Raw genomic sequence first — 17,301 nt, 5'->3', positions numbered from 1 at the left:
ATTTATCATATTTTCTATTTTCAGTCAACATTTAGCACAAAACAAAATTATATGGTAAAATTGTTAAAAATAGGGGGCGTATAAATTGAACATTTTTGAAAAAATTCATCCTAACCTTAATGTTAATGAACTATCTACAGATAGTCTTGCTTATCTAGGTGATGCAGTGTTCAATCTTTTCGTAAAGGTATTATATTTCAAAAATACAAGTGTAAAAAATTTACACAAAGATTCTCAACTCCTTGTAAACAGAAATTTTCAAGCTACCCTTCTAGATAAAGCCCTTCCTCTACTAAATGAAGAAGAAAAAGCATTTGTAAAAAGAGGTATAAACAGTAAAGGAGCCGGAAGGTATGGAAATGATCCCGCCTACAGAAAAAGTACTGGTTTTGAAGTTCTGGTAGGCTATTTGTATCTAACTAACCAAGAACGTCTTTACAATTTATTAATGGAGGTGTTAAAATGAGTCGCTCTGTAATCATTGATGGTTCAGTTATTTATACCAATTACAGTCAAATCATGGGGCACAGAAAATTTGAAGAACTTTTAAAAGAATTTATAACCATACTCTCTGAAAAAAATAGTCCACTCTTAGAAGCAATTTCACCCTTCAAATTTGGAAATGAATACGACATTAGAAGGTTATCTGAATATCTCCATCTTTTATCTATGAGAAATATTAGAGAATTAATTCACATAATGAATTACGTAAACCCTGAAAAACTTGAAAAATTTATTGAAGGCTTTTACTCATTCTGGAGATCAAAACACAGATTTATGGTAAGGCACGAAAAATACGTAAGTGATTACAATAGACGTGCAAGTATAGAATATACAATGACAATGATTGGTGATCAATTTAAAGCTGTTATTAAAAATTTATACAGACAACTAATTTCAAATATATCAAATGAGTTTCCAAAAGTAATGAGACAGCTGCCAAGCGGAGCTCAAGCAATGTTCTTATACGATTATATTGAGTGTGACGATTTTGGTGCAAATTGGATGAAAAATATTCCAACAATATGGGGTGCAATTTTTGATCCACCTGCAATTTTTTATACAAATTCAAACAAACGAAAAGGAATTATTCCTGTAGAAGAAAAAGATATTTTAGACAAAATAAATCTTTCTAGCAATGAGTGGTTTAGGATTCCAATATACGTAGGAAAATTATTATTCTTTAATTTTGTACATAAAGAATATCTTGCACATGGTGCTGGACTTGCGAATTTGTTTGAAATAGCCTCACCAAAGGATATAAAAAATAAAAAACCTGACGGAATAATAATATTTGGAATTGCTCCAGAAAAAATCCCAGATTATAATGAAAAATGGAAAAACGCAGTAGTTTTTAAAGACAAAAATTGCTACGTCGGTGTGATACCTGGAACAGACGAAAATGATTATTTTGGATACATGAAAAAAACTACCTTGACAGTTCACAATTTGATAATGATAGATAACGAAAGACTTCCAATCCATGGATCAATGGCACAAATAACATTAAAATCTGGGAAAAAAGCAGTAGCTATGTTTGTAGGCGATAGCGGCGCTGGAAAAAGTGAAACACTTGATGCACTAAATAGAATGAAAGAAGTAGCAGAAGTAAATATTATAATAGATGATATGGGAAGTTTAGATATATACAACGATTCCGTTGTAGCATATGGAACTGAGACTGGAGCATTTGTTAGGCTCGATGATCTACCACCAGGATATGCATATCATACAATGGATAGAAGTATATTCATGAACCCTGATAAAATTAACGCAAGAGTTATAGTTCCATTCAACAACTATAAAGATATTATTACCCCAATCAAAATTGACTTTCTATTCTATGCAAATAACTACACAGAAGTCAAAGAAGAAAACGAAAGAATAAAGTTCTTTGAAACATATGAAGATGCCTTAAAAGTATTCTCAGAAGGTAAAAGAATGGCAAAAGGAACAACCTCTGAAAAAGGATTAACTACATCATATTTTGCAAACCCATTTGGTGCAATCCAAATGAAAGAAAAACACGAAAAAATTGCGCAAAAATTCTTCAAAAAAATGTTTGAAACGGGGGTGAAGATTGGTGAAATAAGAACGATGCTTGGAGTTGAAGGGTACGAAAAGGAAGGAACTATGCTTGCAGCAAAAGCATTAATGAAAATCATTGAACAAAAGGGGTGAAATAGTGTTAAATCAATCTTTAATTAAAGATATTATTGGCACAGTATTAAAATATGGGGGAGACTTTGCAGAAGTTTTTGTAGAAAACAAATATGAAAACAGGATAGAACTTACAGATGGAAAAATTCAAAAAGCAAATACTAATAACATCTCTGGTGTCGGTATTAGAGGATTTCTTGGAAAAAAGGCAATATATGCATATACTAATGTTTTTGAAAAAGAAAATTTATTATCTGTCGCAAAAAGAGTAGGAGAAGCTTTATCTGAAGTTAAAATTAATGATTTAACTTTAGATTTTGATAATAAAAAATTAAAAAATAGACATGTTATATATTTATACCCAAAAGACGTTGAAAAAACAGAAAAAGTAAAAGTAATGAAAAGAGCATACGAATCAGCCAAAAATTATTCAGAATTAATTAAGCAAGTTCAAGTATGGTTCTGGGAATACGACCAAGAAGTATTAATTGCAAATTCTGAAGGTGTTTGGGCAGAAGATAGACGTGTAAAAACAAGACTTATGATTAATGCTATAGCCGAACATAATGGTAATATGGAAAGAGGCTTTTATGGACCAGGAGCAAGCATGGGATTTGAACTATTTGATAGAATAGACGTTGAAGAAGCTGCAAAAAGAGCTGCAAGAATCGCTGCAAGAATGGTAGATGCCGAACCAGCACCTGCAGGTAAAATGCCAGTAATTATTTCAAATGAATTTGGTGGTGTTATATTCCACGAAGCAGTTGGACATGCACTTGAAGCAACTTCTGTTGCAAAAGGGGCATCCGTTTTTGCAGGAAAATTAGGTCAGAAAGTTGCCGCTGAATGTGTATCAGCTGTTGATGATGCAACAATACCAAATGCTTGGGGTTCAGCAAATGTAGATGATGAGGGGACACCAACAAGAAGAAACCTTCTTATAGATAAAGGAGTGTTAGTTGGATACCTAATTGATAAATTAGGTGGAAGAAGAATGGGAATGGAAAGCACAGGAAGTGCTCGAAGACAAGATTATACATTTGCTCCAACTTCTAGAATGAGTAATACATTTATATTACCTGGCGATTACCATCCTGAAGAAATCATAGCAGCAACCGAATTCGGTCTTTATGCAAAAGAAATGGGTGGAGGCTCAGTTAACCCAAGTACCGGTGAATTTAATTTTGCAGTTAATGAAGCATATTTAATTGAAAAAGGTAAGATTACAAAACCCGTTAAGGGAGCAACACTTATTGGAAAAGGATATGAAATAATTCAAAAAATTGATATGGTTGGAAACGATGTTGGTAGAGGTCAAGGTGTTTGTGGATCAATTTCAGGAGCTGTTCCTGCAGATGTAGGACAACCTACAATAAGAGTTTCAGAAATAATCGTTGGGGGGCGAAACAAATGACATACAACGAATTTAAAGAAAAATTATTTTCTATTGCAAAAGAAAAAGGATTTGAAGCTCAGATTGATCTATCAGAAAGTTCAGAATTTTCACTAAGATATGCTAATGATGATATAGATCAATATACAGACGCTTCAAAATTTTCAGTTTCTATAAAAATTCTAAAAAATGGAAAGATAGGAAGAGTTTATACAGAACAACTAGAAGATCCAGAAAAATTATTTGAAGAAGCCCTAAAAAACTGGGAGTTAACAGATAGTGAAGATGAAGAATTTTTCTATGATGGAAGCGGCAAATATATTGAAATGGATCTTTACAATGGAAGTTTTGAAAAAACAAGCGTTTCAGAAAAAATAGAATTTGTCAAAAAGCTATATAACAGTGCAAAATGTGATGATAGAATAGTCATGGTTCCATATGCAATTTACAATAATTTCAAAGTTTCTAAAAAAATTTCAAATACTTTAGGGCTTGATGTTTCAACAACCGCAGATGGTGGATACAGCTATGCAATGGCAGTATCAAAAGATGAATCAACCCACTCTGGATTCTGGATGGAAGTTGGAACTAAATTCTCCGACCTTGATCCAGAAAAAATTGGAAAAACCGCTTGTCAAAATGCACTAAGTTTACTTGACGCAAAATCTGTTAAAAGCGGCAAGTACAGAGTAATAATCAAAAATACTGCTTTTGAAGACATGCTCAGCCTTCTTATTAGCATGATTTCGGCAGAAAACGTTCAAAAAAATATGTCCCCTTTAAAGGGAAAACAAAATCAAAAGATCGCAAGTACAATTTTAAATATTAAAGATGTTCCGTACTATAAAAACAGTATTTCAAATAGACCTTTTGACGATGAAGGAGTTCCAACAAAAGAAACACCAATTATAGAAAACGGAATATTAAAGAGTTTCCTATACGATTTAAAAACTGCAAAAAAAGATAACACTGAACCAACTGGAAATTCCCTTGGTGGCTCAATTAGACCAATAAATTTACTTGTAGAAAGTGGAGAATATGACTTTGAAAGCCTTCTAAAAAAATTAGATGATGGGATAGTAATCATAGGTGTAGATGGAATGCATTCAGGTGCAAATCCAATATCTGGAAATTTCTCACTCGGTGCAAGAGGCTATAGAGTAATTAATGGAGAAATCTCCCATCCTATAGAACAAATAACCATCTCTGGAAATTTCTTACAACTATTGGAAAAAGTTGAAGCAGTTGGAAATGACTCAAAAATCTTCTATGGAATTATAACCCCAAGTATCTTAATAAGTGAGCTTGATATTGCTGGTGAATAAGGCGGATTTCTCTCCGCCTTTTTTATTTACAAAAAACAAAAATTAGATTAAAATTAAGTTGTACCTTTAAAAATAGGGAGGGGGAAAAGTGTATTTCCCTAGGTTGTTTGTTAATCTAAAAAAAATTAGAGAAAATGCTGAAAAACTACTTGAAACACTCTCAAAACTTAAAATTGAACTTGTTGCCGTGACTAAACTAACTTTAGGTGACCCAATCATTGCAAAAACACTTAAAGATGCTGGGGTAATAAAGATAGGCGAATCGAGATTAAAAAATATTAAAAGAATGATAGAAAATAATGTACCTGGCCCTTTTCAACTTTTGAGAATTCCTATGCCTTCAGAATTGGAAGACGCAGTACTATTAACAGATGAGATATTAATTTCTGAAGAAAAAGTTGCTTATATGATTGATGAAATTGCAAAAAAATATGATAAAAATATTGAATTGATCTACATGATAGATGTTGGGGACTTAAGAGAAGGAATTTGGTATGAAAAAGCTGCTTATACAATAGAAAAAGTAGCTAAAAAGTTAAAAATGGCTAAAATTGCTGGAATCGGGACAAACGTTGGATGTTTTGGTGGAGTTTTACCAACAAAAGAAAATTTAAATATTCTAGTAGAAATAAAAGATTACCTTGATGACAGACTAAACACAAATCTTAAAATTTCCGGAGGAAGCACTGTAACTTTATCGCTTATAGAAAACAATGAACTACCTTCTAAAATAAATCAATTTAGAATAGGTGAAGGGCTATTACTGGGGACTGATGCAACTGGAAATAGAGACATTCCATACCTTTCACAAGATACAGTGATTTTAGAAGCTGAAGTAATTGAAGTTGATTATAAACCTTCTGTTCCTGTAGGAAAAATTGGAAGAGATTCTATGGGCAGAATTCCACATTTTGAAGATTTGGGATGGAGAAATAGAATAATATTAGCAATTGGTGAGCAAGATGTTGATCCTTCTGGACTCAAGCCATTTGATAAAAAATTAAAAGTACTACACGCATCAAGTGACCATACCATAATAGATTACACAGATTCTAATAAAAACTATTCTATTGGAGACACCTTAAAATTTCATCTTTCTTATGGTGCAGCACTTAGGGCTTTTACTAGTCCTTTTGTAAAAAAAGAGTATATAAAAAATGCCTGACCATACGATCAGGCATTTTTTATTTTATATATCATCTAACTCTAAAAATGCTACTCTCAACTTTCCAGCCAAGAAAATAAAGAAGTTATCGTTTGGTTTTCTTTTCACCTCATAGCCTAACTTTTCTATATATTCTTGCCATCCATCAAGATTTCTTACTACAAACAATGTATTTAACCTTGAAAATTTATCTCCTCTTTTAATATAAGCTGTTCTTGATACAATATATGCATTTTCTATCTTTCTAACAGGAATTGACAATTTATTAAAAAATTCCAAAACAGGTTCCATATCTTCAACAACTTCTATTGATAAAATTGTTCTCAAATCTCCACTCTCGGTTATATACCTTGCAATATCTTCTATTGTTTTTGTTGAGCTATATTTAAATAAGTCCATAACATATGGCAGTGAAGGCTGTGCAATAACCTGTCTTGCAACAGCAACATTTCTTAATATCTCAACCGACAATGGCCTTTTCAGACTTATATCAACCTTTTTTTGAAGTCCCCTTAGCATTAAAGCAAGGTAAGAAGGTTTTACTGCTTCTCCATCTCCAGTCGAAATTAAATATTCATCTTTTCCTTCGTATTTTTTTAACCACTTATCAATCGGTGGCACAATTTCTACTTCATAGTTTTCATCTGAGACATACAAATAGTTTCCTTTTATATCTGTACCTTTTAGCTTTACAATATCTCCAGATTTCAATCCCAAAATACCAGCGAGCCCAACCAAAAGTACATACTTTTCGTTGCCATGTTTTGCCATCTTTTCTGCTTCTTCATATAATTTCCAAAAATCTAAATAATTTATCATTTCATAATCTGCTTTTTTATAAGGAACTTTTAAATCTTCTACTACTTCTGAATAAATTAGTGGATAAAATCTTTGTAAAAAAGCTCTTAATGGAACAAAATATTGTCTCCACGCTGTCGATTTGTAATTTTCTTTTATTTTCGAAAGCCATTTCCTAACATTTTCACTCGTTACATTACCTTCTACAAATTTTAAAAACGAATCAACCATATTAACATAATTTTTTTTGGTGCTTTCTGATATATTTTGAGTGTTTATATATTCTATAAATCTTTCTAAATCTGAGTTTATATTCACTCTATATCCACCTCCAAAAAACTAAGAAATTTATTCGTATTTTGATTATAACATAAATTATATTTATTTTTCTTTTAAATAGTCTTACTAAAGTTACAATTCGCATTGCGAATTTTTAAATACTATTACATTTTAGTAAATAAAACATGCATCACCTAGTGAGAAAAATCTATACTTCATCCTTACAGCGGTATTATAAGCTTCTAGAATAAAATCTTTTCCTGCAAAAGCAGCAACAAGCATTAAAAGTGTAGATTTTGGAAGATGAAAATTCGTTATTATTGCATCTGTCAATTTAAATTCAAAAGGTGGATAAATAAATATATCAGTTTTTCCATGATAACTTTCTTGATTAGAAAGTCTTGCAATCGTTTCAAGAGTTCTTACACTGGTTGTCCCAACTGCTATTATTCTTCCTTTATTCTTCCTTATTTCTCTTATCTTTTTAACCGTTTCAGCTGGCACATAGTACCTTTCTGAATGCATTTTATGCTCTCTTATATCTTCAACCTTTACTGGTCTAAAAGTACCAAGCCCAACGTGTAAAATTAAATCTGCAAATTCCACACCTTTATCCCTTAATTTTTCAAGGAGTTCTTCTGTGAAATGAAGCCCAGCTGTAGGTGCTGCAACCGAACCAGTTTCTTTTGAATACACTGTTTGATATCTTTCAAACGGAACTTGCTGATTCTTTATATATGGTGGTAATGGTGCATTTCCAAGTTCAAATAATTTTTCATCACTGCAATTAAATTCTAAGATTCTTGCTCCTTGCTGTGCGTAATCTTTACATACTACTTCTACATCATTAGATAAAATAATTTTTGTTCCTTTTTTAACTTTACTGCCTGGTTTTACCAACGCCTCCCAAACACCTTCACTTATTTTTTCTAAAAGCAAAATTTCAATTCTAGCCCCTGTTTCTTTTACACCATACAGCCTTGCAGGAATCACTTTTGTAATATTTCTAACAAGCAAATCTCCAGGGTTTAAATACTCAATAATATCTCTAAAAATTCTATGCTCAATTGTTTTTTCTTTTCTATTCAACACCATCAATCTAGAAGAATCTCTCGGATCTGCTGGAGTTTGAGCAATCAACTCCTCTGGCAAGTAATAATCAAAATCGCTAAGCTTCATCTATCTTCCTCCTTCTAAAAAATTGGGGAGGTAATCTCACCTCCCCATTCTTTAATTATTTTCTTAATCCTAATTTTTGAATTACATTCTTGTATGATTCTGGATCTTTGTTTCTTAAATATTTCAAAATTTTTCTTCTTCTTCCAACAAGCTTCATAAGTCCTCTTCTTGAGTGATAATCTTTTGGATGTTTTTTCAAGTGCTCTGTTAAGTGTTTAATTCTTGCAGTTAAAAGTGCAATCTGTACTTCTGTACTTCCAGTGTCACCCTCGTGAATTTGAAATTCCTTAATGATTTCCTCTTTGTTCATATCTTTACACCTCCACACTTTATTCCCACTACCAAGTAGGGGACTCATCCACCTACCGAGTAGGGGTCACATATATGATACATTAATTTTGTTCAAAAGTCAATATTTACATCTCATTTATAGCATTTAAAATTTGCTCCATATTTGCATCAATTAATATTGCTTCTCTTCCTCTTTCTTTTATTTCTACTTTTCCTTCTTTTAATTTCTTACCCACAGTAATTCTTAGTGGAAAACCTATTAAATCTGCATCTTTAAATTTCACACCTGGTGATACATTTCTATCGTCAATAATTACATCTACACCTTTATCTAATAAATAACTGTACAACTTTTCAGAAAATTCTTTTTCCTTTTCCTTTCCAACTACAACAATGTCCACTTCGTACGGTGCAACTGAACGTGGCCAAATTATTCCATCATCATCATGGAGCTGTTCAACTATTGCACCTAAAGTTCTTGAAATTCCCCAGCCATAACATCCCATAATAAATGACTTCATTTTACCATCTTTATCCATATATTTTACATCCATTGAATCTGAATACTTTGTTCCAAGCTTGAATATATGACCTAGTTCAATACCTTTTTCTCCTTTCAAAGGTTTGCCACAAACAGGACATGGATCACCAATTTGAACTACTACCAAATCAGTCCATTCATTAACCTTAAAGTCCCTATCTAAATTTACATTTATATAGTGATAATCTTTTTCCATTCCACCTACGACAAAGTTTTTCATATATTTAATTCCATAATCTGCTACTATTCTAACTTCATCTGCTCCTACTGGTCCTAAAAATCCTATTGGAACTCCAAACTCTTCAAGAATCTCATTTGCTTCTGCCATTTGCAATGATTGATCACCTAAATATGCCTTTAACTTTTCAAAATTAAGTTCTCTATCCCCCGGCACAAGAGCCATAACAAATCCTTCACGTCCTTTAAAGACTAAAGATTTAACTATTTTTCTAATTGGAACGTTTAAAAATTCTGCTACTTGCTCAACAGTTCTTACATTTGGAGTATATACCTTTTCTAAAGTCTTTTCAGCTTCATCATCTTTTTCGTAATCACCCTTGTATGGTACTCTTTCATCACTTCCTGCATACCCACAATCACAATACAAAACATTACTCTCTCCAGTATTTGCAAAAGCAACAAATTCATGAGATTCATTTCCACCAATTGCTCCTGTTGCCGCTTCTATTACAGAATATCTTAATCCAATTCTTTCCATTATTTTTGAATATGCGTTTTTAAATAATTGATAAGTCTCATCCAGTGATTCCCATGAATCATGAAAGCTGTATGCATCTTTCATAATGAATTCTCTTGCACGTAAAACACCAAACCTAGGCCTAATTTCATCCCTAAATTTCGTAGTTATCTGATATAAAGAAACTGGAAGCTGTTTATATGAATTTAACTCATTTCTAATCAATTCAGTAACAAGCTCTTCATGTGTTGGGCCCAACGTAAAATCTCTACTGTGCCTGTCTTTTAACTTCATCATTTCAGGGCCATAATCATCCCAGCGCCCACTTTTTTGCCAAAGCTCTGCAGGCTGAATTATAGGCATAAGTATTTCTTGCGCACCAATTTTATCCATTTCTTCCCTAACTATATTCTCAATTTTCAAAAGAGTTCTTCTTGCAAGTGGAAGATATGTGTAAACTCCTGCTGCGATCTTTCTAATAAAACCTGCTCTTTGAAGTAGTGCTTGACTTGGAATTTCTGCATCTGATGGATCTTCCCTGAGTGTTGGTGCATAAAGTCTTGAAAATCTCATTCCTCCACCTCCAAAATCTCCCACTTTGTACCATCAGGAGTATCTAATATCTTAATATTGGAATTTAACAGTGCATCACGGATCTTATCAGCTGCTTCAAAATTCTTAGCATTTCTAAATTCCTGTCTTACCTTTAATATCTCTTCAATTACTTTATTTGTATTTTCACTTTCTGAAATTTTCACTCCACCTTCAAATAACCCAAGAATGCTTCCAAAAACTCTTGTAATAAGATGATATCTCTTTAATGCCTCATCATCATTTCCTTCATCCATAGCCTTATTTAATTCTTTTGAAAGATCAAATATAAGTGCAATTGCTTTTGGGGTATTAAAATCATCTTCAAGCGCTTCTACAAATTTTTGCTCAATATCATTCATATATTCATCACGCTTTGGAACTTTCGGAAACGGATACTTTTCTTCAAATCTATTTAGAGTTTTTAATACCTTTAAAGCTGCTTTTTTATTTTCCATCATAATTTCATCCGAAAATTCTATAGGAGTTCTATAATGCTTTGAAAGTAAAAATAGTTTTACTGCATCTTTTCCATATCTTTTAACAGCTTCTCTGACCAAAAATACATTTCCTATAGACTTACTCATTTTATCTCCACGAGTAATTATCATTCCATTATGCATCCAATATCTTGCAAAAGGCTTCCCAGTCAGCGCTTCGCTCTGCGCTTTCTCATCCTCGTGATGTGGGAAGATCAAATCTTCTCCACCGGCATGAATATCAAATGTATCTCCCAAAAGTTTTTGAGACATAACAGAACATTCTATATGCCAACCTGGTCTTCCACAACCCCATGGGCTATCCCAGTTTGGTTCTCCAGGCTTTACAGCTTTCCAAAGTGCAAAATCAAGAGGATCCTTTTTCAATGTATTTATTTCAACTCTTGCACCCGAAATTAAATCTTCAATTTTTTTACCAGAAAGTTTTCCGTAGTGCTCAAATTTCTTAACACTAAAATATACATCACCATTTTCGGCTGTATATGCATAACCTTTTGAAATCAACTTTTCAACAGCCTCTACAATCTCGTTAACATAATCCGTTGTTCTTGGATGAAAATTTGCTGCACGTATTCCCAAACTTTGTGCATCTTTCCAGTACTCTGCGATAAATGTATCTGCAACGTCTTTAAAATCAACGCCCCATTCATTTGCTTCGTTGATAATTTTATCATCAATATCAGTAAAATTTTGAACCATTATGACCTTATAGCCTCTATATTCTAAAAAACGCCTGAACGCATCAAAAACCACTGCAGGTCTTGCGTTTCCAATATGTATATAGTTATACACAGTTGGTCCACAAACATACATTTTTACAACGCCAGGTTCAATTGTTTTAAGCTCTTCTTTTTTTCCAGTTTCAGTGTTTGTTATGTATATAGCCATACTACATCACCCCAGTTGTTTTTGAATCCTTTTAACAATATTTTCCTTTCCTAGAAGATAAACTATATCAATCAATTCTGGACCTTCTTCTCTTCCAGTTAATATAATCCTAAGATTCATATAAAAGTCTTTTCCTTTAACTTTCCCTTTTTTCATTGCATTTTTAAATGCTTGGTAAATATTTTTTTCATCCCAACTCTCAATGTTTTCTATTTCTTTTACTAATTCACTATATACTTGTTTTACCTCGTCTGACAGCTCTACTTTAATTTCTGGTTCTACAAAGAAAAATTCTACTAGGTCTGGTATCTGACTTAATTCTTCAACTCTATCCTTAATCGCTCTAAGAAGTCTTATAAACCACTCTTTTCTTTCATTTATTTCTTCTTCTCTTGCAAACTTTTCCAAGTAAGGCTTTGAAACTTCAAGCATTTCTTCATCGTTTAAATGTCTGAAATGCTCTGCATTCATCCATTTTAATTTTTGCGGATCAAAAATTGCAGGATTTTTCCCCAATCTATCTAACGAAAATGCGTTAATTAATTCTTCTAAAGACATAATTTCCTTTCCTTCTGGGTGTGACCATCCAAGAAGTGCTAAAAAGTTTACTACAGCTTGTGGTAAATAACCTCTTTCCTTAAACTCTTCAACTGATGTCGCACCATGCCTTTTGCTTAATTTTTTTGCGTCTGGTCCAAGAATCATTGAAACATGTCCAAATTCTGGTGGATTCCATCCTAAAGCTTCATAAATAGCAAGCTGCTTAACCGTATTTGAAAGATGATCGTCACCTCTTATAACATGTGTAATTTTCATTAGATAATCGTCAATAACACATGCAAAGTTGTATATCGGAACTCCATTACTTCTAATAATCGCAAAGTCTCCTAATGTACCTTCTTTAAATACAACTTGACCCTTTACAATGTCATTTAAAACATACTCTTTTCTTGGCATTTGAAAATATATAGCCGGTTTTAAACCCTTTTCTTCATATTCCTTTATCCTTTCAGGAGTTGTAAAACTTTCAAGCATTTCACGTGTATAATGAGGTGCTTTTCCTTGTGAAAGAAGTTCTTCTCTTAATTTTTCTATTTCTTCAGGGTAAGCATATACTTTGTATGCTTTTCCTTCTTCTATAAGTTTTTTGGCATATTTGTTGTAAATATCAAGTCTTTCACTTTGTCTATATGGGCCATATTCGCCACCAACATCTGGTCCTTCATCCCAATTTAAACCTAGCCACTTCATTGATTCTATTAAACCTTCTTCAAATTCTTTTTCAGATCTTTCCAAATCTGTATCTTCAATTCTTAAAATAAACTTACCATTCATTTTTCTCGCGTATAAAAAGTTAAATAAAGCTGTTCTTGCACCACCCACATGTAAATATCCAGTAGGGCTTGGAGCAAACCTTAATCTAACCATTAAGACACCTCCTAATTAACTTTTACTTTGTGTTTTATTATACCACACTTCTATTATCTTATCTTGTCTTATAAATTAAATTATTTTCAAATTTAATGTAACAAAATTCTACAATAAAACATAGGTTGACAAAATCCATTTTTTGTGTTATAAATCCACAGAAGGCGCCTTTAATTTGGCCCAGCGAGGCCAGAAAGGAGGAATATGGTATGATTGACTTACAGGAAACTGTTGAGTTTTATTCTAAGGTAGAAGGTCCACAGAAGCTAGTTTTAGCTCTTCAACATTTCATTGCTATGTTTGGTGCTACTGTCTTAGTTCCCCTCCTCACAGGTTTTGATCCCCTTGTTGCTCTATTTACCGCAGGAATTGGGACTTTGATTTTCCACTTTTTAACCAAAAAAGAAGTACCGGTATTTCTAGGTTCAAGTTTTGCTTTTATCGGCCCTATTTTAATTGTTAAATCACAAACTGGAGATTTAAGATATGCAAGTGGTGGTATTGTTGCTGCTGGATTTGTATATCTTTTACTTGCAACACTGGTCAAACTAATAGGAATTAAAAAAATTAAAAAACTATTTCCACCTGTTGTTACTGGTCCAATGATTATGGTTATTGGTTTAAGCTTAAGTCCAGTTGCAATAAATTGGGCTTCTCAAAATTGGGGAATTTCAATAACAGTAATTGTTTCCGTAATTCTTGCTTCAACAGTTTTCAAAGGATTCTTTAACCTAATTCCAGTACTAATTGGTGTTAGTGTTGGATATTTAGTTGCTATAATTACAGGAAATGTTGACTTTTCTCCTATCATCAATAGCAGTTGGGTTTCTATCCCAAAGTTTATGTTCCCAAAATTTGATTTATCCTCAATTCTATTAATTGCTCCAGTAGCACTTGCAACTTTCATGGAACATATAGGAGATATAACAACAAATGGAGCAGTTGTTGGAAAAAACTTTTTAGAAAAACCGGGGCTACATAGAACTTTAATAGGAGATGGAGTTGCAACAATGGTCGCAGGTTTCTTAGGTGGACCTGCAAATACAACATACAGTGAAAATACAGGGGTTCTTGCGCTAACTAAGGTATACGATCCATCTATACTAAGGCTCGCTGCAGTTTTTGCAATATTTATGTCATTTTTATCAAAATTTGGAAGTATATTACAAACAATTCCACAACCAGTTATTGGAGGGGTAAGTTTAATACTATTTGGTATGATTGCCTCTGTTGGTATAAGAACAATTGTTAATGAAAAAGTAGATTTTTCAAAACCAAAAAATCTAATAGTTGCTTCATTAATACTGACAATAGGTATCGGTGGGGCAAGCATAAAAATAGGAACAGTTGAACTAAAAGGTCTTGCCTTAGCTGCTTTGGTAGGAATATTAGCAAATTTAATAATTCCTGAAAAAAATAATAACTAATAATATCAAATTAAAGCTCTAAAGTAGAGATAAATTTGAAAAAACCCCATTCTAGTATAATCAAGAATGGGGTTTTATTATTTAATTTTTTTGTTGAAACAATTTTAATCGTAAATAGTCAATCATCAACTTTGTTTTTGCATCTCTTTTGAATATTTCCTTTTTGGTTCAATAGACAAAAAACAACATTTAAAAACAGATGTTGCTTTATTTTTAACTATGCTCTTTTTTTAAACATCCATCCCTCATTAATATTTGAAGATTTTTTCAACAAATAAAATCTTCCTTCAAGTAAATAAATTAAATTCTCAGGAACAAGTTTTAAGAATAAATATAGTATAAAAACAGCTAAAATATAATAAAAAAACCAATACTTTTCTAAAAATTGCACGGGATCTTTTACAAATACTGCTAAAGTTCCTGGCAACACAATATGATAACCAAGCAGGAATATTGTATTTTTACCAAATAATTCAAAAAATCTTTTAATTTTATCAGATCTTATCATTTGTGCAATGGTAATAGTTAATATAATAGATGAAAATTCTCCAAAATAGGAAAGCAGAGGATAATTCCCATAGCTATTAATTCTCCAATCATCAAATCCGTTAAATGTTGCAACTACCGATAATAAACCTGAAAAAATTATAAAAAGTAAAAATGGATTTTTAAATTTAAATTTAAAACCTTTGTTTTTTAAGATGTACCCAAAATAAAACCAAATTAATCCATGAAGTGCAACTCCAATCTTAAAAAATTTAGTTTGCTCATTAATTAAAAGGGTTGACAAAATAGATAATATAGGTATAAAATGGATTATTCTTAACTTAATAAATAAAATAAAAATTAATTCAGCAACTGCAAACATATACAAGTACCATAAAGGAAGAACATTTACTGGAACATCAAATGTTGAATATCCAAAAATAACAAAATCTAAAAAATTTGAAAAAACACTATTGCTATATCCGATAAATATATTCAAAATGTAATAAATGATGTACCCAACTAAACTTAAAAAAACAAACGGAATCAAAAGGTTTAATACTATCTTTTCAAACTTTTTACTAAATTTTCCATCCTTGAATAAGTATCCAGAAATAAACATAAAACTGGCTAAAATATAAGAAAAATATACAGCCAGAGAATAAGGAATATAAGAATGAACAAAAATAATCATTAATATCAAAATACCTTTTGAAACATCAATTTCTCTAATTCTCATTTTTCTAATCCCCCTTTAATAATTCTAACATATTTAACACTTCTGTTAAATTTAATTTGTGGAAAGTTATTTTTAAAATGTTAAAATTATCTTGATAATTACTGTTAGGAGGGGGAAAATGAAATTCTTTATTAAGACATATGGCTGTCAAATGAATGAAAATGATAGTGAAGTTGCAAGATATTATCTTGAACAAGAAGGTTATGAATCTGCTGAAAATGAAAATGAAGCAGATATTGTAATATTAAATACATGTGTTGTTAGAAAAAAAGCTGAAGATAAATTTCTCAGCACCATAGGTGAATTAAGAAAAAAGAATAAAAAAATAGGAGTTATGGGATGTGGTGCTGAAAAACTAAAAGAAAACCTCTTTAAAAGAGGAGTAAATTTTGTGGTTGGAACACGCGCACTAGTAAAAATACCTGAAGCAGTGGAATTAGCTTTAAAAGGAAAAAAAACTGCAATATTTGATGATAAATTAGATGAAATAGATTATAAAAACATTTTAAAAAGAAATTCAAAACATCATGCCTGGATAACTATAATATATGGTTGTAATAGATTTTGTACTTACTGTATAGTTCCATATACAAGAGGGCGTGAAAAATCAAGGAAAATGGAGGATATTCTTCAAGAAGTTAAAAACCTCTCTCAAAATGGAATCAGAGAAATTACATACTTAGGCCAAAATGTAGATGCATACGGAAAAGATTTAAATGATGGTACATCCCTTGCAAAACTTTTAAATGAAACCAAAAAGGTTGAAAATATAGAAAGAATATGGTTTTTGACATCATATCCGACTGATTTTTCTTTGGATATTGCAAAAGAAATTGCAAGTAGTGAAAAAATTGCCAAAAGCATACATCTTCCTGTTCAACACGGGAGTAATAAAATTTTGAAAAAAATGAACAGACGTTATACAATAGAAGAGTACTATGAACTAATTAAAAACATTAGAGAAATAGTTCCTGATGCCTCCATCTCAAGTGATATTATAGTTGGCTTCCCTGATGAAACTGAAGATGACTTCCAGCAAACAGTAAAGTTAGTAGAAGATATAAAATTTGAAAGATTAAACCTTGCAATATATTCTCCACGTGAGGGTACTATTGCATGGAAATATTTTAAAGATAACGTGCCACGTGCAGTAAAAACAAGAAGAATGGCATATCTTTTAAATCTTCAAAAAGAAATAAACAAAATGCTTAACGAGTCTTACTTGAACAAAACAGTAGAAGTAATAGTTGAAGAACGTGCAAAATCCGGATTATTCTATGGAAGAGATATTAGAAACAAGATTATTGCCTTTGAAGGTGATGAAAACCTAATTGGCAAAAAAATTCTAGTGAAAATTAAAAAAACAAGTGCGGGTCCATTATATGGAAATATAATAAAAATCATATAAAGGGGG

The 17,301-nt window shown here is 31.8% G+C and carries 14 protein-coding genes; 7 read left to right on the top strand and 7 right to left on the bottom strand.

Annotation, left to right across the window (positions count from 1 at the left end):
- Window positions 1-85: 85 nt before the first annotated feature.
- From EO083_RS04295 to EO083_RS04275, 5 genes are all read left to right on the top strand, one after another.
- Window positions 86-466, top strand: coding sequence for a Mini-ribonuclease 3 (locus tag EO083_RS04295; protein ID WP_126992956.1), 381 nt, complete (start codon window positions 86-88; stop codon window positions 464-466).
- Entirely contained in the window at window positions 463-2,181 is a 1,719-nt protein-coding gene (locus EO083_RS04290) for a phosphoenolpyruvate carboxykinase (ATP) (RefSeq protein WP_126992955.1), read from the top strand. Before EO083_RS04295 ends, EO083_RS04290 begins: the two co-directional genes overlap by 4 nt.
- 4 nt (window positions 2,182-2,185) lie before the next feature.
- The gene (locus tag EO083_RS04285; RefSeq protein ID WP_126992954.1) at window positions 2,186-3,574 is read left to right on the top strand and encodes a TldD/PmbA family protein; all 1,389 of its coding nucleotides are present in this window, start codon (window positions 2,186-2,188) and stop codon (window positions 3,572-3,574) included.
- Window positions 3,571-4,878: a TldD/PmbA family protein gene (locus EO083_RS04280; RefSeq protein ID WP_126992953.1), complete on the top strand. Its 1,308-nt coding sequence runs from the start codon at window positions 3,571-3,573 to the stop codon at window positions 4,876-4,878. The genes EO083_RS04285 and EO083_RS04280 overlap by 4 nt, the downstream gene beginning before the upstream one ends.
- An 88-nt stretch (window positions 4,879-4,966) precedes the next feature.
- The gene (locus EO083_RS04275; protein ID WP_126992952.1) at window positions 4,967-6,043 is read left to right on the top strand and encodes an alanine/ornithine racemase family PLP-dependent enzyme; all 1,077 of its coding nucleotides are present in this window, start codon (window positions 4,967-4,969) and stop codon (window positions 6,041-6,043) included.
- Window positions 6,044-6,067: 24 nt separating this feature from the next.
- Here the strand turns inward: EO083_RS04275 and EO083_RS04270 are convergent, their stop codons facing one another.
- From EO083_RS04270 to gltX, 6 genes are all read right to left on the bottom strand, one after another.
- Window positions 6,068-7,159, bottom strand: a complete 1,092-nt coding sequence (locus tag EO083_RS04270; protein ID WP_126992951.1) for a site-specific integrase — start codon at window positions 7,157-7,159, stop codon at window positions 6,068-6,070.
- Window positions 7,160-7,291: 132 nt separating this feature from the next.
- Entirely contained in the window at window positions 7,292-8,299 is a 1,008-nt protein-coding gene (queA, locus tag EO083_RS04265; protein WP_126992950.1) for a tRNA preQ1(34) S-adenosylmethionine ribosyltransferase-isomerase QueA, read from the bottom strand.
- A 55-nt stretch (window positions 8,300-8,354) separates the two neighbouring features.
- Entirely contained in the window at window positions 8,355-8,609 is a 255-nt protein-coding gene (gene rpsO / locus EO083_RS04260; protein WP_004103868.1) for a 30S ribosomal protein S15, read from the bottom strand.
- Between the two features lie 106 nt (window positions 8,610-8,715).
- Entirely contained in the window at window positions 8,716-10,401 is a 1,686-nt protein-coding gene (locus EO083_RS04255; RefSeq protein WP_126992949.1) for a proline--tRNA ligase, read from the bottom strand.
- Window positions 10,398-11,807, bottom strand: coding sequence for a cysteine--tRNA ligase (gene cysS / locus EO083_RS04250; RefSeq protein ID WP_126992948.1), 1,410 nt, complete (start codon window positions 11,805-11,807; stop codon window positions 10,398-10,400). The genes EO083_RS04255 and cysS overlap by 4 nt, the downstream gene beginning before the upstream one ends.
- A gap of 6 nt (window positions 11,808-11,813) precedes the next feature.
- A complete protein-coding gene (gltX, locus tag EO083_RS04245) occupies window positions 11,814-13,235 on the bottom strand; it encodes a glutamate--tRNA ligase (RefSeq protein ID WP_126992947.1) in 1,422 nt (473 codons plus the stop codon).
- 209 nt (window positions 13,236-13,444) lie between these two features.
- On the opposite strand from gltX, the gene EO083_RS04240 reads away from it, so the two are divergent.
- Window positions 13,445-14,662 (top strand): uracil-xanthine permease family protein, encoded by a 1,218-nt coding sequence (locus EO083_RS04240; RefSeq protein ID WP_126992946.1) that lies wholly within the window; start codon window positions 13,445-13,447, stop codon window positions 14,660-14,662.
- Between the two features lie 217 nt (window positions 14,663-14,879).
- On the opposite strand, the gene EO083_RS04235 is transcribed toward EO083_RS04240, so the two are convergent.
- On the bottom strand, window positions 14,880-15,887 hold the full coding sequence (locus EO083_RS04235) for an acyltransferase family protein (protein ID WP_126992945.1): 1,008 nt from the start codon (window positions 15,885-15,887) through the stop codon (window positions 14,880-14,882).
- Window positions 15,888-16,005: 118 nt separating this feature from the next.
- On the opposite strand from EO083_RS04235, the gene miaB reads away from it, so the two are divergent.
- The gene (miaB, locus tag EO083_RS04230; protein ID WP_126992944.1) at window positions 16,006-17,295 is read left to right on the top strand and encodes a tRNA (N6-isopentenyl adenosine(37)-C2)-methylthiotransferase MiaB; all 1,290 of its coding nucleotides are present in this window, start codon (window positions 16,006-16,008) and stop codon (window positions 17,293-17,295) included.
- Window positions 17,296-17,301 lie beyond the last annotated feature (6 nt).

This window comes from Thermosipho globiformans (genome assembly GCF_003990895.1).
Taxonomy (GTDB): domain Bacteria; phylum Thermotogota; class Thermotogae; order Thermotogales; family Fervidobacteriaceae; genus Thermosipho; species Thermosipho japonicus.
This window is presented reverse-complemented; position numbering and strand designations above follow the sequence as displayed.